The sequence below is a fragment of the Streptomyces sp. NPDC111516 genome (assembly GCF_055635345.1).
The window spans coordinates 132909-147905 of sequence record NZ_JBVKBV010000005.1 but is presented as its reverse complement, the minus strand read 5'-3'; the positions used below and the strand labels follow the sequence as shown (position 1 = coordinate 147905).

Annotated in this window: 16 protein-coding genes and 2 pseudogenes; 13 read left to right on the top strand and 5 right to left on the bottom strand. The window is 69.6% G+C overall.

Annotated features, from left to right (window positions below; all coding sequences use genetic code 11):
• Positions 1-52 precede the first annotated feature (52 nt).
• Both ACZ7L9_RS12840 and ACZ7L9_RS12835 read left to right on the top strand, forming a co-directional pair.
• Entirely contained in the window at positions 53-715 is a 663-nt protein-coding gene (locus ACZ7L9_RS12840) for a DUF4232 domain-containing protein (protein ID WP_471414873.1), read from the top strand.
• An 83-nt stretch (positions 716-798) separates the two neighbouring features.
• On the top strand, positions 799-1101 hold the full coding sequence (locus ACZ7L9_RS12835) for a hypothetical protein (protein WP_471414871.1): 303 nt from the start codon (positions 799-801) through the stop codon (positions 1099-1101).
• Positions 1102-1303: 202 nt separating this feature from the next.
• On the opposite strand, the gene ACZ7L9_RS12830 is transcribed toward ACZ7L9_RS12835, so the two are convergent.
• Complete coding sequence (locus ACZ7L9_RS12830) at positions 1304-1711, bottom strand: RidA family protein (RefSeq protein WP_471414869.1); 408 nt, start codon at positions 1709-1711, stop codon at positions 1304-1306.
• Between the two features lie 114 nt (positions 1712-1825).
• Here ACZ7L9_RS12830 and ACZ7L9_RS12825 point away from each other — a divergent pair, with 114 nt between their 5' ends.
• From ACZ7L9_RS12825 to ACZ7L9_RS12790, 8 genes and pseudogenes are all read left to right on the top strand, one after another.
• Positions 1826-2209: a winged helix-turn-helix transcriptional regulator gene (locus tag ACZ7L9_RS12825; RefSeq protein ID WP_471414867.1), complete on the top strand. Its 384-nt coding sequence runs from the start codon at positions 1826-1828 to the stop codon at positions 2207-2209.
• Between the two features lie 289 nt (positions 2210-2498).
• On the top strand, positions 2499-2960 hold the full coding sequence (locus tag ACZ7L9_RS12820; protein WP_471414865.1) for an archease: 462 nt from the start codon (positions 2499-2501) through the stop codon (positions 2958-2960).
• 23 nt (positions 2961-2983) lie between these two features.
• Positions 2984-3967 carry a CapA family protein gene (locus ACZ7L9_RS12815; protein ID WP_471414863.1) on the top strand — a complete coding sequence of 328 codons (984 nt, stop codon included), beginning with the start codon at positions 2984-2986 and terminating at the stop codon, positions 3965-3967.
• On the top strand, positions 3964-5400 hold the full coding sequence (locus ACZ7L9_RS12810; protein WP_471414861.1) for an RtcB family protein: 1437 nt from the start codon (positions 3964-3966) through the stop codon (positions 5398-5400). Before ACZ7L9_RS12815 ends, ACZ7L9_RS12810 begins: the two co-directional genes overlap by 4 nt.
• A 905-nt stretch (positions 5401-6305) precedes the next feature.
• Positions 6306-6509 (top strand): RlpA-like double-psi beta-barrel domain-containing protein, encoded by a 204-nt coding sequence (locus tag ACZ7L9_RS12805; protein WP_326603381.1) that lies wholly within the window; start codon positions 6306-6308, stop codon positions 6507-6509.
• Positions 6510-6520: 11 nt separating this feature from the next.
• Positions 6521-7135 carry a cell wall protein gene (locus ACZ7L9_RS12800; protein ID WP_471414859.1) on the top strand — a complete coding sequence of 205 codons (615 nt, stop codon included), beginning with the start codon at positions 6521-6523 and terminating at the stop codon, positions 7133-7135.
• A 31-nt stretch (positions 7136-7166) separates the two neighbouring features.
• A complete protein-coding gene (locus tag ACZ7L9_RS12795) occupies positions 7167-8069 on the top strand; it encodes a MauE/DoxX family redox-associated membrane protein (protein WP_471414858.1) in 903 nt (300 codons plus the stop codon).
• 242 nt (positions 8070-8311) lie between these two features.
• Positions 8312-8437: pseudogene (locus tag ACZ7L9_RS12790) on the top strand (LysR family transcriptional regulator); the annotation flags it as partial.
• A gap of 313 nt (positions 8438-8750) precedes the next feature.
• Here ACZ7L9_RS12790 and ACZ7L9_RS12785 read toward each other — a convergent pair.
• On the bottom strand, positions 8751-9194 hold the full coding sequence (locus ACZ7L9_RS12785; RefSeq protein ID WP_471414856.1) for a DUF6223 family protein: 444 nt from the start codon (positions 9192-9194) through the stop codon (positions 8751-8753).
• 230 nt (positions 9195-9424) lie between these two features.
• Here ACZ7L9_RS12785 and ACZ7L9_RS12780 point away from each other — a divergent pair, with 230 nt between their 5' ends.
• Positions 9425-10549 (top strand): sensor histidine kinase, encoded by a 1125-nt coding sequence (locus tag ACZ7L9_RS12780; RefSeq protein ID WP_471414855.1) that lies wholly within the window; start codon positions 9425-9427, stop codon positions 10547-10549.
• Entirely contained in the window at positions 10546-11208 is a 663-nt protein-coding gene (locus ACZ7L9_RS12775) for a response regulator (protein WP_471414853.1), read from the top strand. Before ACZ7L9_RS12780 ends, ACZ7L9_RS12775 begins: the two co-directional genes overlap by 4 nt.
• 216 nt (positions 11209-11424) lie before the next feature.
• Here ACZ7L9_RS12775 and ACZ7L9_RS12770 read toward each other — a convergent pair.
• From ACZ7L9_RS12770 to ACZ7L9_RS12760, 3 genes and pseudogenes are all read right to left on the bottom strand, one after another.
• Positions 11425-11674, bottom strand: a pseudogene (locus ACZ7L9_RS12770) (sigma factor); the annotation flags it as partial.
• Positions 11675-11682: 8 nt separating this feature from the next.
• The gene (locus ACZ7L9_RS12765) at positions 11683-12090 is read right to left on the bottom strand and encodes a YciI family protein (protein WP_471414851.1); all 408 of its coding nucleotides are present in this window, start codon (positions 12088-12090) and stop codon (positions 11683-11685) included.
• Positions 12091-12382: 292 nt separating this feature from the next.
• The gene (locus tag ACZ7L9_RS12760; protein ID WP_471414849.1) at positions 12383-13366 is read right to left on the bottom strand and encodes a LuxR family transcriptional regulator; all 984 of its coding nucleotides are present in this window, start codon (positions 13364-13366) and stop codon (positions 12383-12385) included.
• A 218-nt stretch (positions 13367-13584) separates the two neighbouring features.
• On the opposite strand from ACZ7L9_RS12760, the gene ACZ7L9_RS12755 reads away from it, so the two are divergent.
• Positions 13585-14997 (top strand): aminopeptidase P family protein, encoded by a 1413-nt coding sequence (locus ACZ7L9_RS12755; protein ID WP_471414846.1) that lies wholly within the window; start codon positions 13585-13587, stop codon positions 14995-14997.

Here is a 14997-nt window from a genome sequence, read left to right as displayed (position 1 = left end):
GTTCGCCCGCAGGTCCAGGTCGTTGTCGCGCTGTCCCACTTGGGGGATCCTCATGCGTACGTTCCACAACCGTCACCACACCACCGTCATCGGCGCCGCCGCCACTGCGGTACTCACTCTGGCATTGACCGCCTGCGGTGGGTCGGTGAAGACCAGCGATGCCGTGCAGAACACCGGCACCGCGAACGCCGTCACCATGAACGCCGTCACCGCGAAGGCGGCGGGCGGCGCCGCCAACAGCGACAGCTACGCCTACACGCACCCGTGCGACATGCAGAAGCTGTCGGTAGACGTGACCCGCCGGGTAAGTGCGCCCACCCAGCGGGTGATCAAGGTGCGCAACCTCGGCGCGAACGCCTGCGGCCTGAGCTACTACCCACGGGTCAGCCTGGGCAACTCGCATGCCGCCGACCACAGCCACGACGTCAGGCCGCTGATTCCAGGCGGGCTCGGCGGGGCACCCGCATACTCGGTCCGGGCCGGACACATCGCCTACGCGGTGATCGATCTCAATCCGAGTGGTGCAACCACCGGGACCGTGGCCGAGATCGATGAGATGAACGTACTGGCTGACGGCGATCACATGCCCAACGCGGCCACGCTCAACTTCCCGCTCGGCTCCGGCGCGAAGGTGCTCAAGCCCAAGCTCGGCCTGTACCGGAACACGATTGCGGACGCGGTCGGTTCCATGGCCCGGGCCGACACACAGCCTTGACCGCGCCCCACACCGACCAGCCCCGGCCCGCCGACGGACCCCTCGAGGCGCTCTTCGACGGCACCCACACGGGGGAGCAGCTGATGCGGAGCACTGCAGACGCTCTGGACGAGTTGCTGACCGAGCACGGCCGCGAGATGCTCGCACATCCGACGGGGCCACTGGCGGCGGCGCTGCGCACAACCTACGCCGTATGCGCCGACTGGGCTCCCCGTGCCCATGTCCGGCTCTACATGGCGACCGGGGACGAGCAGGCCGTCACCGCCAACACGGGGCACTGCCAGGCAGCTCTGCTCAGGAACGGCGTGGACGTTCCGGTCGTCGATCTCGGCGATGCCGACTACCACGGATCCCGTCACCCGGGGTCCAATGTGGCGGCCACGTAGGCGATCGTGCGCTGGTTCGGTGAGTTGCGCAAGCAGTGACGGGAACGACCCGGCTCCGGGGTCCCTGCTTCTTCGGCGAAGCCAGAACGGCAGATCGGTCGCCCTCGTTGGTGAGAATCAGCACGTATCGGCTCAGGACACTGGTTGTCCAGTGAGCGCTGTAGTTGACCACTGCGGTGCTCGGTAGGCGAAGAGCATCTGTTCAGTCGAGGACCGCAGTGGCTTCGATCTCGACGAGATGGTCGGGGACGTCCAGTGCCGCTACGCCCAGCAGCGTGGCGGGCGGGCACGGGGCGACCGCCAGCTTCGCGGACGCCCGGGAGATCCCCTCCAGGAGCAGCGGCATCTTGTCGGGGGTCCAGTCGACGACGTAGACGGTCAGTTTCGCCACGTCGCCGAAGGAGCCACCGGCCTCGGCCAGGGCGGTGCCGACGTTGAGGTAGCACTGCTCAACCTGCGCGGCGAGGTCGCCTTCGCCGACCGTGACCCCCTCGGCATCCCAGGCGACCTGCCCGGCGATGAAGACGAGCTTCGATCCCGATGCGATCGACACCTGCCGGTAGACATCGATCTCGGGCAACCCGCTGGGGTTCATCAGGTTGATGGCCATGCTGCCTGCCTCCTTGTCGCGAGAGACGCCTTTGGTCTCTTGTGGTTACTCAGGAACTGTAGGAGAGTGACCGCTGACTTGGAAGAACGCACTTTTCGGTGACTGGGGAACCTCATGGTGACCAAGCAGTTCAAGGGCTCGCCCAAGGACGAAGCAGACCTGACACGCGCGGACTCGTTGGCGCGAGAGATCTTCTCGGACGTCGCCAACAAGTGGGCGCTCCTGATCATCGAAGCCGTGGGTGAACGCACCCTGCGCTTCACCGAGCTGCGCGACGGGATCGAGGGCATCAGCCACAAGATGCTCACCCAGAACCTGCGCATGCTGGAGCGAAACGGCCTGGTGGAGCGGTGCGTGCACCCCACCGTGCCGCCGCGAGTCGAGTACACCCTCACGGAGCCGGGCCGAGCCCTGCGAGCGACAGTGGACGGAATGTGCGACTGGACCCACCGGTACCTCGGCCACATCGAGACCGCCCGCCGCCGCTTCGACGCCTGACGGCAGGGGCACTCGCACGCGCAGCATGGTGTCGGCAGACCGCCGATGGGTGGAGACCGCGCTGGAGGTGATGGTCGAGCACTGACCAGTCACGGCCGTCGCGAACGATGGTGATCGATCGCAGTGCGGGCCCGCTCCTCGAGTGGTCGGGACGGCGCCGACGGGTGGCCGCGCCTTGTGCAGGTTGCCCTGGAGCGGTGTACGGGACGACTCTGGAGGAGGCAGAGCCTGCGGCTCGGGGAACTCGGCCTCAGGCCGTGCATACGGAGAGGACGGAGAGGCGCCGACTGTGGACGGTCGGGAACCTACGGGGCAGCAGCCTGGCGCGAGTGGCCACTGGGCTGTGCCACATACCGCGGACATGCAGGTTGAGGCGTGGTCGCCGACGGCCGCGGGCTGTATCGGCGAGGCTGTGCGCGCGGTGGTGGAGGGTTTCGCAGACACGTCCGGGGCCGCAGTTGTCGGGGACCACGAATACGCGATCACGGCGGAATCCGATGAGGATCTGCTGGTGTCCGTCCTGGAGGAGGTCGTCTACCGGATGGATGCCGACGGCGAGATCCCGATCGATGTGGAGGTGGGGGCGATCCGGTCGGCGAGGGACGGCCGGGGCCTGTCGGTCCGCTTCCGAATGGCCGACGCCGGCACCGCCGTCGCGGTCGGTGCGGTGCCGAAGGCCGTTTCGCTGCACGACCTGCAGCTGCGGTGCGGCCCTGGCGGCTGGACCTGCCGGGTGACCCTCGACGTCTGAGGGGGCGGAGAAGGGACAGGATCATGGCGCTCACGGTGGCACTGGCAGGCGACACCATGCTCGGGCGCATGGTCGCCGAGGAACTGCGCCGCTCGCCGGTGCCGGGGACGCTGGTCTCCACGGGGGTCAGGAAGGCGCTCGCGGAGGCGGATCTGTTCGTGCTCAATCTGGAGTGCTGTGTCTCCGACCGCGGTCATCGCTGGCCCGACCCGCGAAAGGCCTTCTTCTTCCGCGCGCCCTCCGCCGCCGCGAAGGTGCTGGCCGAACTGGGTGTGAACTGTGTGACGCTCGCCAACAACCACGCCCTGGACTATGGGTTCGACGCCATGGCCGACACCTGCACCCTGCTGGCCGGGGCGGGCGTCCACACGGTCGGCGCCGGGGCGAACGTGCGCGCGGCCCGGGAGTTCGCGGTGCTGGAGGCGGGCGGAGTGCGGCTGGCGGTGGTGGGCGTCACGGACGACCCGGAGGAGTACGCGGCAGGGGAGAGCAGTCCCGGCGTGGCCTGGGCCGATCTCCACGAGGGGGTGCCCGGCTGGCTGACGGAGTCGGTGGGCCGGGCCGCCGCGGTGGCGGATGTCGTGCTGGTCACCCCGCACTGGGGCCCCAACATGACCTCCAGGCCGCCACGCCGCATCTCGGCCGCGGCCCCGGAACTGCTGGCGGCAGGAGCGACGCTGGTCGCCGGGCACTCCGCCCACGTCTTCCACGGGATCGCCGACCGGATCCTCTACGACCTGGGTGACTTCGTCGACGACTACGCCGTCGATCCGGTCCTGCGCAACGACCTCGGGCTCCTCTTCCTGGTGACCCTGGACGGCCCGGATGCTGCGCACCTGGTTCCGGCCCGGGTGAAGGCGGTACCGCTGACCCTGGACTACTGCCACACCCGCCTGGCATGCGGCGAGGACCGGGAGTGGATCCGCGACCGGCTCACCACCGCCTGCGCCGAGTTCGGCACCGCCGTCGTCGATCGGACCGAATGGCTGACGGTCGACTGGAGATGAGAGACGTGGAGATCGCACTGCTGGAGAGCAGTCCGTACCGCTTCCGGATCGAGCAGCGCGAGCCGATGCGCGTCCCCGGAGTCGTGTTCGCCTCGCGGGCGCTGCTGCCGCAGGCGGCGGGGGACAAGGCGCTGGAGCAGGTGGCGAACGTGGCGACGCTGCCCGGCATCGTCCGCGCATCCTTCGCCATGCCCGACGTCCACTGGGGCTACGGCTTCCCGATCGGCGGGGTGGCCGCCACCGACATCTCCCACGGCGGGGTCATCTCGCCCGGCGGCGTCGGGTTCGACATCTCCTGCGGCGTACGGTTGCTGGCCGCCGGCATCGACCGCGAGGCGCTCGGCCACGACCGGACGCGGCGGCTGATGGACATCCTCGACAGCACCATCCCGCGTGGTATGGGGCGCGGCGGCCTGTGGAAGCTGTCGGGGGCCGGGGAGATGGACGAGCTGCTGGTCGGCGGCGCTCGGTACGCGGTCGAGCACGGCCACGGTGTGCCGCGCGACCTCACGCGCTGTGAGGACTACGGCGTCCTGGACGGTGCGGCCCCGGGGCAGGTGAGTGCGCGCGCCGTCGAGCGCGGCCTCCACCAGGTGGGGAGCCTCGGCTCGGGCAACCATTTCCTGGAGGTCCAGGCGGTGGACCAGGTCTACGACCCGGCCACCGCAGCGGCCTTCGGGCTGCGGGTGGGCCAGGTGTGCGTCATGATCCACTGCGGCTCGCGCGGCCTGGGGCACCAGGTGTGCACCGACCACGTCCGCGTGATGGACCAGGAACTGCACCGGCACCGCATCCAGGTCCCGGACCGGCAGCTGGCCTGTACGCCGGTCGACTCGCCGCGGGGCCGCGCCTACCTCGGAGCGATGGCGGCGGCCGCCAACTACGGTCGGGCCAACCGTCAGCTGCTGTCAGAAGCCGCCCGCCACGCCTTCGCGACCGCTGCGGGAGTCGGTCTGGAGCTGGTCTACGACATCTCGCACAACACCGCCAAACTCGAGACCCACGAAGTGGACGGCGTGGCACGTCCGCTGTGCGTCCACCGCAAGGGCGCGACGCGGGCATTGCCGCCCGGAGACCCGAGCCTGCCCGAGGACCTTGTCCAGGCGGGCCAGCCGGTACTGGTCCCCGGGACGATGGGCACCGCCTCGTACGTGATGGTCGGCCTGCCCGGCAACGACGCCTTCCACTCCGCCTGCCACGGCGCCGGCCGGGTCTGGAGCCGCCACCAGGCGCTGCGCATGGTCCGTGGGGAGCAGCTTCGCGGCGAGCTGGAGGCCCGGGGCATCGCCGTGCGGCCCTCCTCATGGCGTGGTCTCGCCGAGGAAGCGCCGCAGGCATACAAGGACGTCGACGCGGTCGCAGCCGTCACCGAGGGCGCCGGACTCGCCCGGCTGGTTGCCCGCCTGGTGCCGCTGGGAGTAGTCAAGGGATGAGCCGGTACGAAGCGCGAGAGATCGGTACAGCTTCCCCGGAGGACCTCGTCCGTGCGGCCGGTGTCGCCGGCGCGCCGAAGCGGCGCTCATGAGGGGCTCCGGTGGTGAAGCCGCTCGCGCGTCGGCGGAAGGCGAGCAGCGTGGGTGCAGGGTCGGCAAGAAGTCCGGTCGGAAGCCGAGAACAGTGATCACAGACCGAGGTCCTGTGCTCTTCAATGAAAGTCGGGCGGAGTGGGGGCAAATCCTCTCGACGCATCGAGCAGCGGCACGTAGCCGCAGCAACCGGTGGGAGGAGCGGCGATGGCGGCCGTGGATCCGGAAGCCGTCGTGCATGCTGGACCGGTCCCGCTCCACAGGGAGTTGAAGGGCGACCTGGCCACGCTGCTGTTCGATACGGATCCGGCCAGAGAGTGGTTCGCCGGCCAGCTGGGTCGTCGAGCAGGATCAGGAAGTTGGGCGTCGGCCGCCACGCGGACAGCTTTGCCGCATCGATCGACGCGGAGTGCGGCGCTCGACCAAACGGAACGAGGCCGTCTATACAACTGGCTTATCTACGCGCATCATTGAGTTGCTTCGCTCGGACAGCCATCCTCGGCCGGAACGCGGGCGTCTCCGTTTCACGTGTCAGGTCGACGTTCGGCTGAGAATTTGTCATGCACTCGTCAATCCTTGAGAAGGGAAACACGATGGCTTGCGGATCTACCAGCCTGTGGGCCGGTGAAACCAGCTGGTTCTGCTGTGGCAATGCCTGGGGGCCATGCTCCAGTGCCGGCGGCGGCGCCTGTGGCAACTGCCAGTCCAGCGCACGCCACGGCGCTTGGCCCAACGCCTCACAGGCGTGCTGGAACATCACCCGGCCCGACCTCTGTGGCGAGAACATACCCAGACGCGGCTGCGGTGCAGTGATGAACGTCAAGCACCAGTGCTCGGGCGCGACGGTGTGCATCACGATCACCGACTGCGGGCCGCGCACCAAGGACTGGTGCGGCGAGGCGACTTGCTGCAACGGCACCTGTCGCACCAACCGTGTCCTCGACCTGACCCCGGCAGCCTTCTCGGCGATCGGCAACCTGAGCTCGGGCAAGCTGCCGGTCTACATCTACGAGTGAGGAGCACCGACATGACCGTACGACACGACCGGGCCGACGGGATGCGCCGTCGGCGCTTCCTCACCAATGCCGCGCTGGGTGGCGCGACCATCATCGGCGCGACCGCGCTCGGCGGCCTCGACGCCGATGCCGCCTTCGCCGCGGAACCCTCGCTCGACCCCGCGATAGCCAAGTCCACCTTCGTGGAGGGACGGATCACGGGCATCACCGGCAGCATCCTGGAGGTGGCCGGATCCAACGGCGGCCACTCCCGGGTTCAGATGACCAACGTCACCAGCGTGTGGAAAGTTCGCCCCACCACGGCCGAAGTGATCGACGTCGGCGACGGGCTCTACGCACGCGGCGTCAAAATGCCCGACGGCACTGTGGCCGCAGACGCTGTGTGGGTGAACATCGTGAATCTGGACACGCAGATCCGCGGCATCGCGAAGAACCGGCTGCACCTCGCCCACGGGCAGCACGAACTGGTCGGTCACGTGGCCCCGGACGCCAGCGCCTCCTATGCGGGCCGCGCACTGACGTCGGACCTGTCCCGGCTGCGCATCGGGCAGAGCGCCCAGGTGCTTGGTGCCTGGCGGCCGTCCGACAACTCCGTGGACGTGGTCCGCATCTCCGTCGGGCACTGATGCAGGCCCGGAGACACAGAGGGAGGAAGAGATGCTGTCACTGACAACGGGCCTCGCCCCGCTGATCCTCGCGGGCCTGTTCGGGTGGACCGGAGCGGTCAAGGTGTTCAGCCGAGGCACCGCACAGCAGGCGCCGAAGACGGTGCTGGCCCGCGTGCTGCGCAGCAGTGAGCGGGCCACGACGGTGTTGCGCGCGACCGGCGCGGGTGAACTCCTGATCGCCGCAGGTCTGCTGATGACCCCGGCGAACCCGGTGCCGGGGGCCGCCGCCGCGGTCCTCGGGGTGGGCTTCCTCGCCTACCTCGGCTACGGCCGGACGGTGGCACCGGAGTCCTCCTGCGGCTGTTCGGCCAGTGAGGACACCCCCATCACCTGGCGGGCGTTCGCACGGGCGGCGGTCGTGGTCATCGGCGGGACCACGGTTGCGGTGGCACAGGACACCTGGTGGTCGGCGATCTCCGAGCGGCCTGCCGGAGCCCTTGTCTTCCTGGCTGGGGCGGCAGCGGTTCTGGTCGCCCTCTCGGTCGACCTCGACCGGTGGTGGCTGCTGCCGCTCCGCCGGACGAGGCTGCGTGTCTTCGGCCACCCGCTCCTCGGCACCGCCGGGAGGGACCAGGTGCCGGTCGCGGCGAGCGTCGAACTCCTGGAGAACTCCCTTGCCTGGCAGGCCGCCGCACCAGTGGTTCGGTCTGCCTTGCTGGACCACTGGGAGGACGACGGCTGGCGCATTCTCCAGTACTCGGGTGTGTACGGGGACCGGGAGAACGCGCGCCCGGTCGCGGTGGTTTTCGCACTCGACGCCACGGCCGGGCGCGAAACCGGTGACGAACCGATCGTCCGTGTCAGCTATGTCGATGCGGACAGCGGGGAGACGGTGGCCATGGAAGAACTCAACACGGTGCCGTCGCGCAGGGGCCTGCCGCTGGCGGGCTGACGTCACGGACGGATACCTCGGCCCGGTTCGGTCGCCCGGTCACCTCGCGGTGGCGCGGGCGTCCTGACCCTGCGGATCCCGATCGCCGAGCGCTCGAAGGCCCTTGTGGTCGGTGGCCAGTGATCCAGACGAAACCCCTAGCGGGAGATGCCCTTCCGGTTCCTGCTGTGACGAACTGTCGCCGCCGATGATGCGCGCCTGGCCGCTGACCGGACACTTCCAACCCGGATCTCAGACGGTTCAGCGACGGGCGCTTTGTCGTCACCGATGACACCGCCGGAATGTTCGCCGCCGTCCACGGCGACGTCCTCACCGCCCGAAACGATGCCCGCATTGCCCCCACCCACTACACCGACTGGCTCTCCTGAACCAGCTCCCCTCCAGCGGAACCACCGAGTGAGGGGCGGAAAGGACGGATCGCTCACCAAGGCAGAAAACCTGGACGCCTACGGGAGGCCCGGCTGATACATGGACAACGTGCTGTCAGAACACGGCATCGGCATCCCCGCCCTCGCAGCTCAGTGACGTGCCTGCTCAGAGGCTGGTTGCGCTGCAGCATCGTCATCGAGTCGTGCACGGCGCAGGTGAACGGATCGCCCACACCGGTCCCCGGGCTCGCCCCAGGGCACGCGACCGAACTGACGTGGGACGGCTACCCGGCCTACTGCGGATCGTCGTGGCTCACACGCCGTGGCGGGAGCGAGTCAGAGCCAGCCCACCAAGGGTCGTGGCGATCAGCCCCACCACTAGGGCCACGATGGCTCCGCCCAGCCCGTTGCCGGTGCCGAGACCGCCGTCGGAGGTGGCTACAACCAGCCCGCCAAGGGCCATGGCGATCAGCCCCGCCGCCAGGGCCACGATGGCTCCGAGTCGCCCGTTGTCGGTGCCGAAACGCCCGGTGGGGCGAGCCAGGGCCAGCCTGGCGACGACCACGCCGATCAGCCCCAGCACGGCGGCCGTGGTGGCTCCGAGTCGCCCGGCGCTCATGGTGTAGACACTGGCGGCGGACGGCTGGGCGGAGCCGTGCGCGGCCGCTGGTGCGGCCAGCACGAACACCCCGAGCAGCGCGGCTCCGGCCATGGTAGGCAGCAGTCGGACTGCCGTCAGGGCTCCTGATGAGCTCATGTCCCTCTCCTCTTTCGTGCGTCTCGATTCCAAGGTTTGGATGCCGCCTGATCATGTCCGCCGGACCCGTCACCGGTCGTCTTGCAGACGGAGGCATTTCGCGCTGCCGCAGGTGGCGCATCAGGCTGCTGCGAATGACGCAGGCGCCGGGAAGGTACTGCGGGTGCGGTAGGTGGCCGCTCGTCCGCGAGCGGGACTCGCTCGCAGCGGTATCCGGCTAGGGTCCGCGTATGACCACAGGACGGTTCGGTGTCCGGGCCGATGTCAGAGACTGGGCGATCGCCGTTGGTGTGGCGGCGGCGCTGGTGGCCACCGGGCTGTCCGAGCAGCCCTCCGCCGCGGCGCTCGACCTGCTCGGCTACGCGCTGCTGGCGGTCGGCGGCCTGGCGCTGGCCGCGCGCAGCCGGGCTCCGGTTTCCGTTCTGGCCCTCACCGGCCTGTGCGCGCTGGGCTACCAGGCGGCCGGTTTCGACGTGCCGGCCGTTGCCTACCTGTTCGCGGTGTACGCCGCGATGCGGGCGGGACACCACATCATCACGGTGGCCGCGTCCGTGACCCTGCTGGCCGTTCTCCCGCTCGCGGCCCTGGCCTCCCTGCACGACACGAGCGAGGCGTTCGCGCAGGCCCGGGGCGCCCTGGAGATCGCCTGGCTGATCGCGGCCGGTGCCGCGGGGGAAGCGCTGCGGCAGGCCGAGCGGCGGGCGGACGAGGCCGAGCGCACCAGGGAGGAGACCGCGCGGCGCCGCGCCGATGAGGAGCGGCTGCACATCGCGCGGGAGTTGCACGATTCGCTCACCCACCAGATCTCGGTCATCAAGGTGCAGTCCGAAGCGGCCGTGCACGTGGCCCGCAAGCGTGGCGAAGAGATACCGGAGGCACTGCTGGCGATTCGGGAGGCCGGTCGTGAGGCGTCCCGGGAGTTGAGAGCGACCCTGGAGGTGCTGCGCGACGACGACAAGACCCCGCCGCAGGGGCTCGACCAGGTCCCGGAACTGGTGGAACGGTCCCGTACGACCGGCCTGGACGCGACGCTGACGATCGACGGACAACCACACGAAGTGTCGGCCGCGGTGGGCCGGACCGCCTACCGGATCGTGCAGGAGTCGCTCACCAACATCGCACGACACGCCGCCGCCACCAGCGCATCGGTTCACATCGGCTACCGTCCGGACGCCCTGACCATACGAGTCGATGACGACGGCAAGGCCATGCCGGACACCATCCCAACGCCCGGCATCGGACTGCTCGGCATGCGCGAACGAGTCACCGCCCTCGGCGGTCGCCTGCACGCAGAACCGCGTAGCGAGGGCGGCTTCACCGTCCACGCTGACCTCCCCGCGGACGGAACATCGTGATCCGCGTCCTGCTGGTCGACGACCAGCCACTCCTGCGCAGCGGATTTCGCGCGCTCCTCGACCTCGAAGACGACATCGAGGTGGTGGCCGAAGCCGCCGACGGGCGCGAGGGCCTGGCCCTCGCCAGAGAACACCTGCCCGACATCGCGCTCATCGACATCCAGATGCCGGTCGTCGACGGCATCGAGGCGACCCGGCTCATCGCCGCGGACCCGACCCTGGCCGGGGTGCACGTCGTCATCCTCACCAACTACGGCTTGGACGAATACGTCTTCGACGCGCTGCGCGCCGGCGCTGCCGGATTCCTCGTCAAGGACATCGTGCCGGAAGACTTCCTCCACTCCGTACGCGTCGCCGCTCGCGGCGACGCCCTGCTCGCACCGTCGATCACCCGCAAGCTGATCAATCGGTATGTCACCCAGCCGCTCCACACCGGCGCCGCCATGGAGCTGGAAGGGCTGACCAGCCGCGAACGCGAGGCCGTCGCCCTGGTCGCGCAGGGACTGTCCAACGAGCAGATCGCCGACCGCATGGTGATCAGCCCACTGACCGCAAAGACCCACATCAACCGGGCCATGGCCAAGCTCCACGCCCGTGACCGAGCTCAACTCGTGGTCCTCGCCTACGAATCCGGCCTGGTCACCCCTCGTAACCGCTGATACCGACGGCGCTCAGCCCCGTCCCACTCCGCTGTGATCCGCTCGTCCACCCGCAGACGCTCGGCTCTTTTAAATTCCGAGTGCGACCCGTCAGCGACACCGGCGGGCGTTGAGCCGGGCGGCCTGGCGCGTCAGGTGGTCGCGCTCGGCGAGGTCGGGTGCCTTTTGGGCCGCCTCGACGTACAGCCGTGCCGCCGTCGCCAGGTCGCCGTCGCGCTCCTCGTCGACGAGGTCCTCACGCCGGCGGCGGGCGGCGTCCGCCCGGGTCGCGTCGAGAAGCCGGCGCCAGGCAACGGTGACCAGCCAGCCCTTCGGGTCCCGCGGGGGGGGGGGCGGCCGGCCAGACGCGGACCGCCTCGACCAGCGCGTCCTGCACGGCGTCCTCGGCCGCCGCGAAGTCGGCGCCGCGGCGGACGAGGATCCCGAGCACGCTCGGCGTGAGGCTCCGGAGCAGGTTCTCGTTCATCGATGAGGTCACTCCGTGATGGTGGGCGGCGCGGTCAGGAAGGGCCGCACCTCGAGCCACTCGTGGATCGGCTCCCCGCCCGCCCCAGGGGCGGCGGACAGTTCCCCGGCCAGCTCGATGGCGCGCTCGTAGCTGTCGACGTCGATCACCATCCAGCCGGCGATGAGGTCCTTGGTTTCGGCGAAGGGGCCGTCGGTGACCGGCGGGCGGCCCTCGCCGTCGTACCGGACGAACGTCCCCTCGGGGGCGAGCGCCTGACCGTCGACGAACTCGCCGGTCCCCTCGAGCCGGGCCGCGAAGTCTTGCATGTACTGCACGTGGGCCGAGATCTCCTCCGGCGTCCACTGGTCCATGGGCACGTCGTTGACCGAAGCCGGGGCGCCGCGGTAGTGCTTGAGCAGCAAGTACTTGGCCATCGTGTTTCTCCTCGGTGCTGATGCGACCCATCCTGGCCGCGTTCCTTGCGAGGACGGAGCCAGTCACGCGTTCTCGACATCGCCGTCCGTTTTTTTTGGCTCTCGCGGATGAGCCGAGGCCACCGGTCGAATGCCGGCCACCCGCGGCCCGGTACAACGCGGCAGCATCTCGGCGGAACTCGTCCGAGTACTTCGACGGGCGTCCCACCTGGACTTCCTCTTCTGGACCAACAGGATCCAAGTGTCCGGGGTGTCCACGTCGAGGCAAAGCCCACACCCGGGAGTGTGCCGGTCACAACCACCCGCAGCGCTGTGCCTGCAAGGCCATCTGGAAGCGGTTCGCGGCGCCCAGCTGGGCCATCAGGATCTGCAGCCGGCGGAACAGCGTGCGGCGACTGATTCCCATTTCGCGGGCGATGACATCGTCGCTCGCGCCGCCCGCGAGGAGCCACAGCAGGCGGCGGTCGTCGGGTGGCAGACCGCCTGGGCGTGTGGTGCGGCCGTGGAACGGCAGGGCGTTCTGCCAGGACTGCTCGAACAGTGCCACGAGCGCGGAGAGCAGGCCGCATGGCTGGACGACCAGCATGGTGTTGTGCACGTCGGCCTCTTTGATCGAGAGCGACACGAGCGCGTACGCCTCGTCGATGATCACGAGTTTGACCGGCACCGACGGCAGTACCCGGGCCTGTTCGCCGGCCCTGATGCACGGTTCGATGACCTCCTTCAGGTGGCCCGGATGCTCCAGCGACTCCCGCGAGTACACGACACGCTGCGTCACACCGCGGGCGAGCGTGGCCAGCGCGTCGTCCGTGGCCCCGGACAAGGGGAAGTACGGCGGTGACTCGAACTGCCGAATCTGATCGCGGGCGCTCGCCCAGGCGTGACGAATCCTGGTGCCGATGGCGTCGCCGGTGACGACCTCGACGAGATTGTCGTTGTACGCGGCGAGCCGCTGTCGCCGGAACGACTCGAACGCGCCCCCGACGGTGATGCGCGACTCCTCGACCTCGGCCACCCGGTGCCGGGTGAGGATCTCCAGGCCCGCGGTGGGCGGAACCGGGGCCACCACGTCCCCGCCCTCCTCGGCGGCACTGGCCAGACCGGCGTCGACCAGTGCGCCGTACGCCGTGGAGAGTTCCGCCCCGCCCAGACCGGCCGCGGTTCCGATCGCACTCAGCGGAGCGGGGGCCAGCTCCAGCAGCGCCAGATAGACCCGGCTCGCCGCCTGATCGATTCCCAGAAGCCGAAGGGCCTCGCCGAGTTTCGCGTTCGTCATATGCCGCATTATCGACGGCTCCCGTCGGAACTTTGGCGGATCTGTGCCAGTGGCAGTCTTCGGCACCGAACGCGCGCGGCGCGGGATAACGTCCCGGAGTTGCCGGCGAGCGGCGGCAGCGAGGGCGCCAGGGCCGCGCCGGGAGGAAGCTCGGCCTGTTCGTTGGGCTCCCTCTGCCCCTCGCCGTCGAGGAACCCACCCAGAAGAAGGTGTATGACGTGGCGGAAGGCCGAAAGAACGGTCTCTACTCAGGGATCTCCGAGGAACTGTCCTCTCTGATGCGGACGGGATGGGCGGACACCGAGCGGCACGACCTGCGGCTCGGCGAGCAGGCTCCGCATGCGGCTCTCCGCCGCGCCGCGCTGTCCGCGCGCTTCCCCGGCGAACGACTTGTGATCCCCTCGGGGAGTCTCAAGGTCCGTTCGAACGATGACACCTACCCGTTCCGCCCGTACTCGGGCTACGTGCACATGACCGGGGACCAGGTCCGGGACGGCGCGCTCGTCCTCGAACCCCGTGCGGACGGCGGCCATGACGCCTACTGCTACCAGCTGCCGCGGGACGGCAGGGACAACGACGAGTTCTGGACCGGCGCCACGGCGGAGCTGTGGATGGGCCGGCGCCGCTCCCTCGCCGAGTCGGAGCTCGTGCTCGGCCTGCCCTGCCGCGACGTCCGCACGGCGGCCCGCGACCTGGCCGCCTCCTCCGATGCGCCGACCCGGATCGTCCGCGGTCTCGCCCCGTCCCTCGAGGCCGCCGTCACCACCGACGAGGAGCGCGACGCCGAACTGGAAGAGGCGCTCAGTGATCTCCGCCTCGTCAAGGACGACTGGGAGATCGCCGAACTCCGCAAGGCCGTGGACTCCACCGTGCGCGGATTCACCGACGTGATCGGTGAGCTCTCCCGGGCGATCGCGTCGTCCGAGCGGTGGATCGAGGGCACGTTCTTCCGCCGTGCACGCCTGGAGGGCAACTCCGTGGGCTACGGCTCGATCTGCGCCGCGGGCGAGCACGCCACGATCATGCACTGGACGGACAACGACGGTCCGGTGCGCCCCGGGGACCTGCTCCTGCTCGACGCCGGCGTGGAAACGCACACCCTCTACACCGCCGACGTCACGCGCACGCTTCCGATCAGCGGGACCTTTACGCCCCTGCAGCGCAAGGTCTACGACGCGGTGTACGAGGCCCAGGAGGCCGGCATGGCCGCCGTCAAGCCGGGCGCCGCGTACCGCGACTTCCACGAGGCGTCCCAGCGCCACCTGGCGGCCCGGCTGGTCGAGTGGGGCTTCGTCGAAGGTCCGGCCGACCGCGCGTACGAACTCGGCCTCCAGCGCCGCTTCACCATGGCGGGCACCGGTCACATGCTCGGTCTTGACGTCCATGACTGCGCGCAGGCCCGGCACGAGGAGTACGTCGACGGCGTGCTGGAGCCGGGCATGGTGCTCACCGTCGAGCCCGGCCTGTACTTCCAGCCGGACGATCTCACCGTGCCGGAGGAGTGGCGCGGCATCGGCGTCCGGATCGAGGACGACCTGGTCGTCACCGACGCCGGGCACGAGAACCTGTCGGCTGGCCTGCCGCGTTCGGCGGACGACGTCGAGGCGTGGATGGCCCGGTTCGCGGGTTGA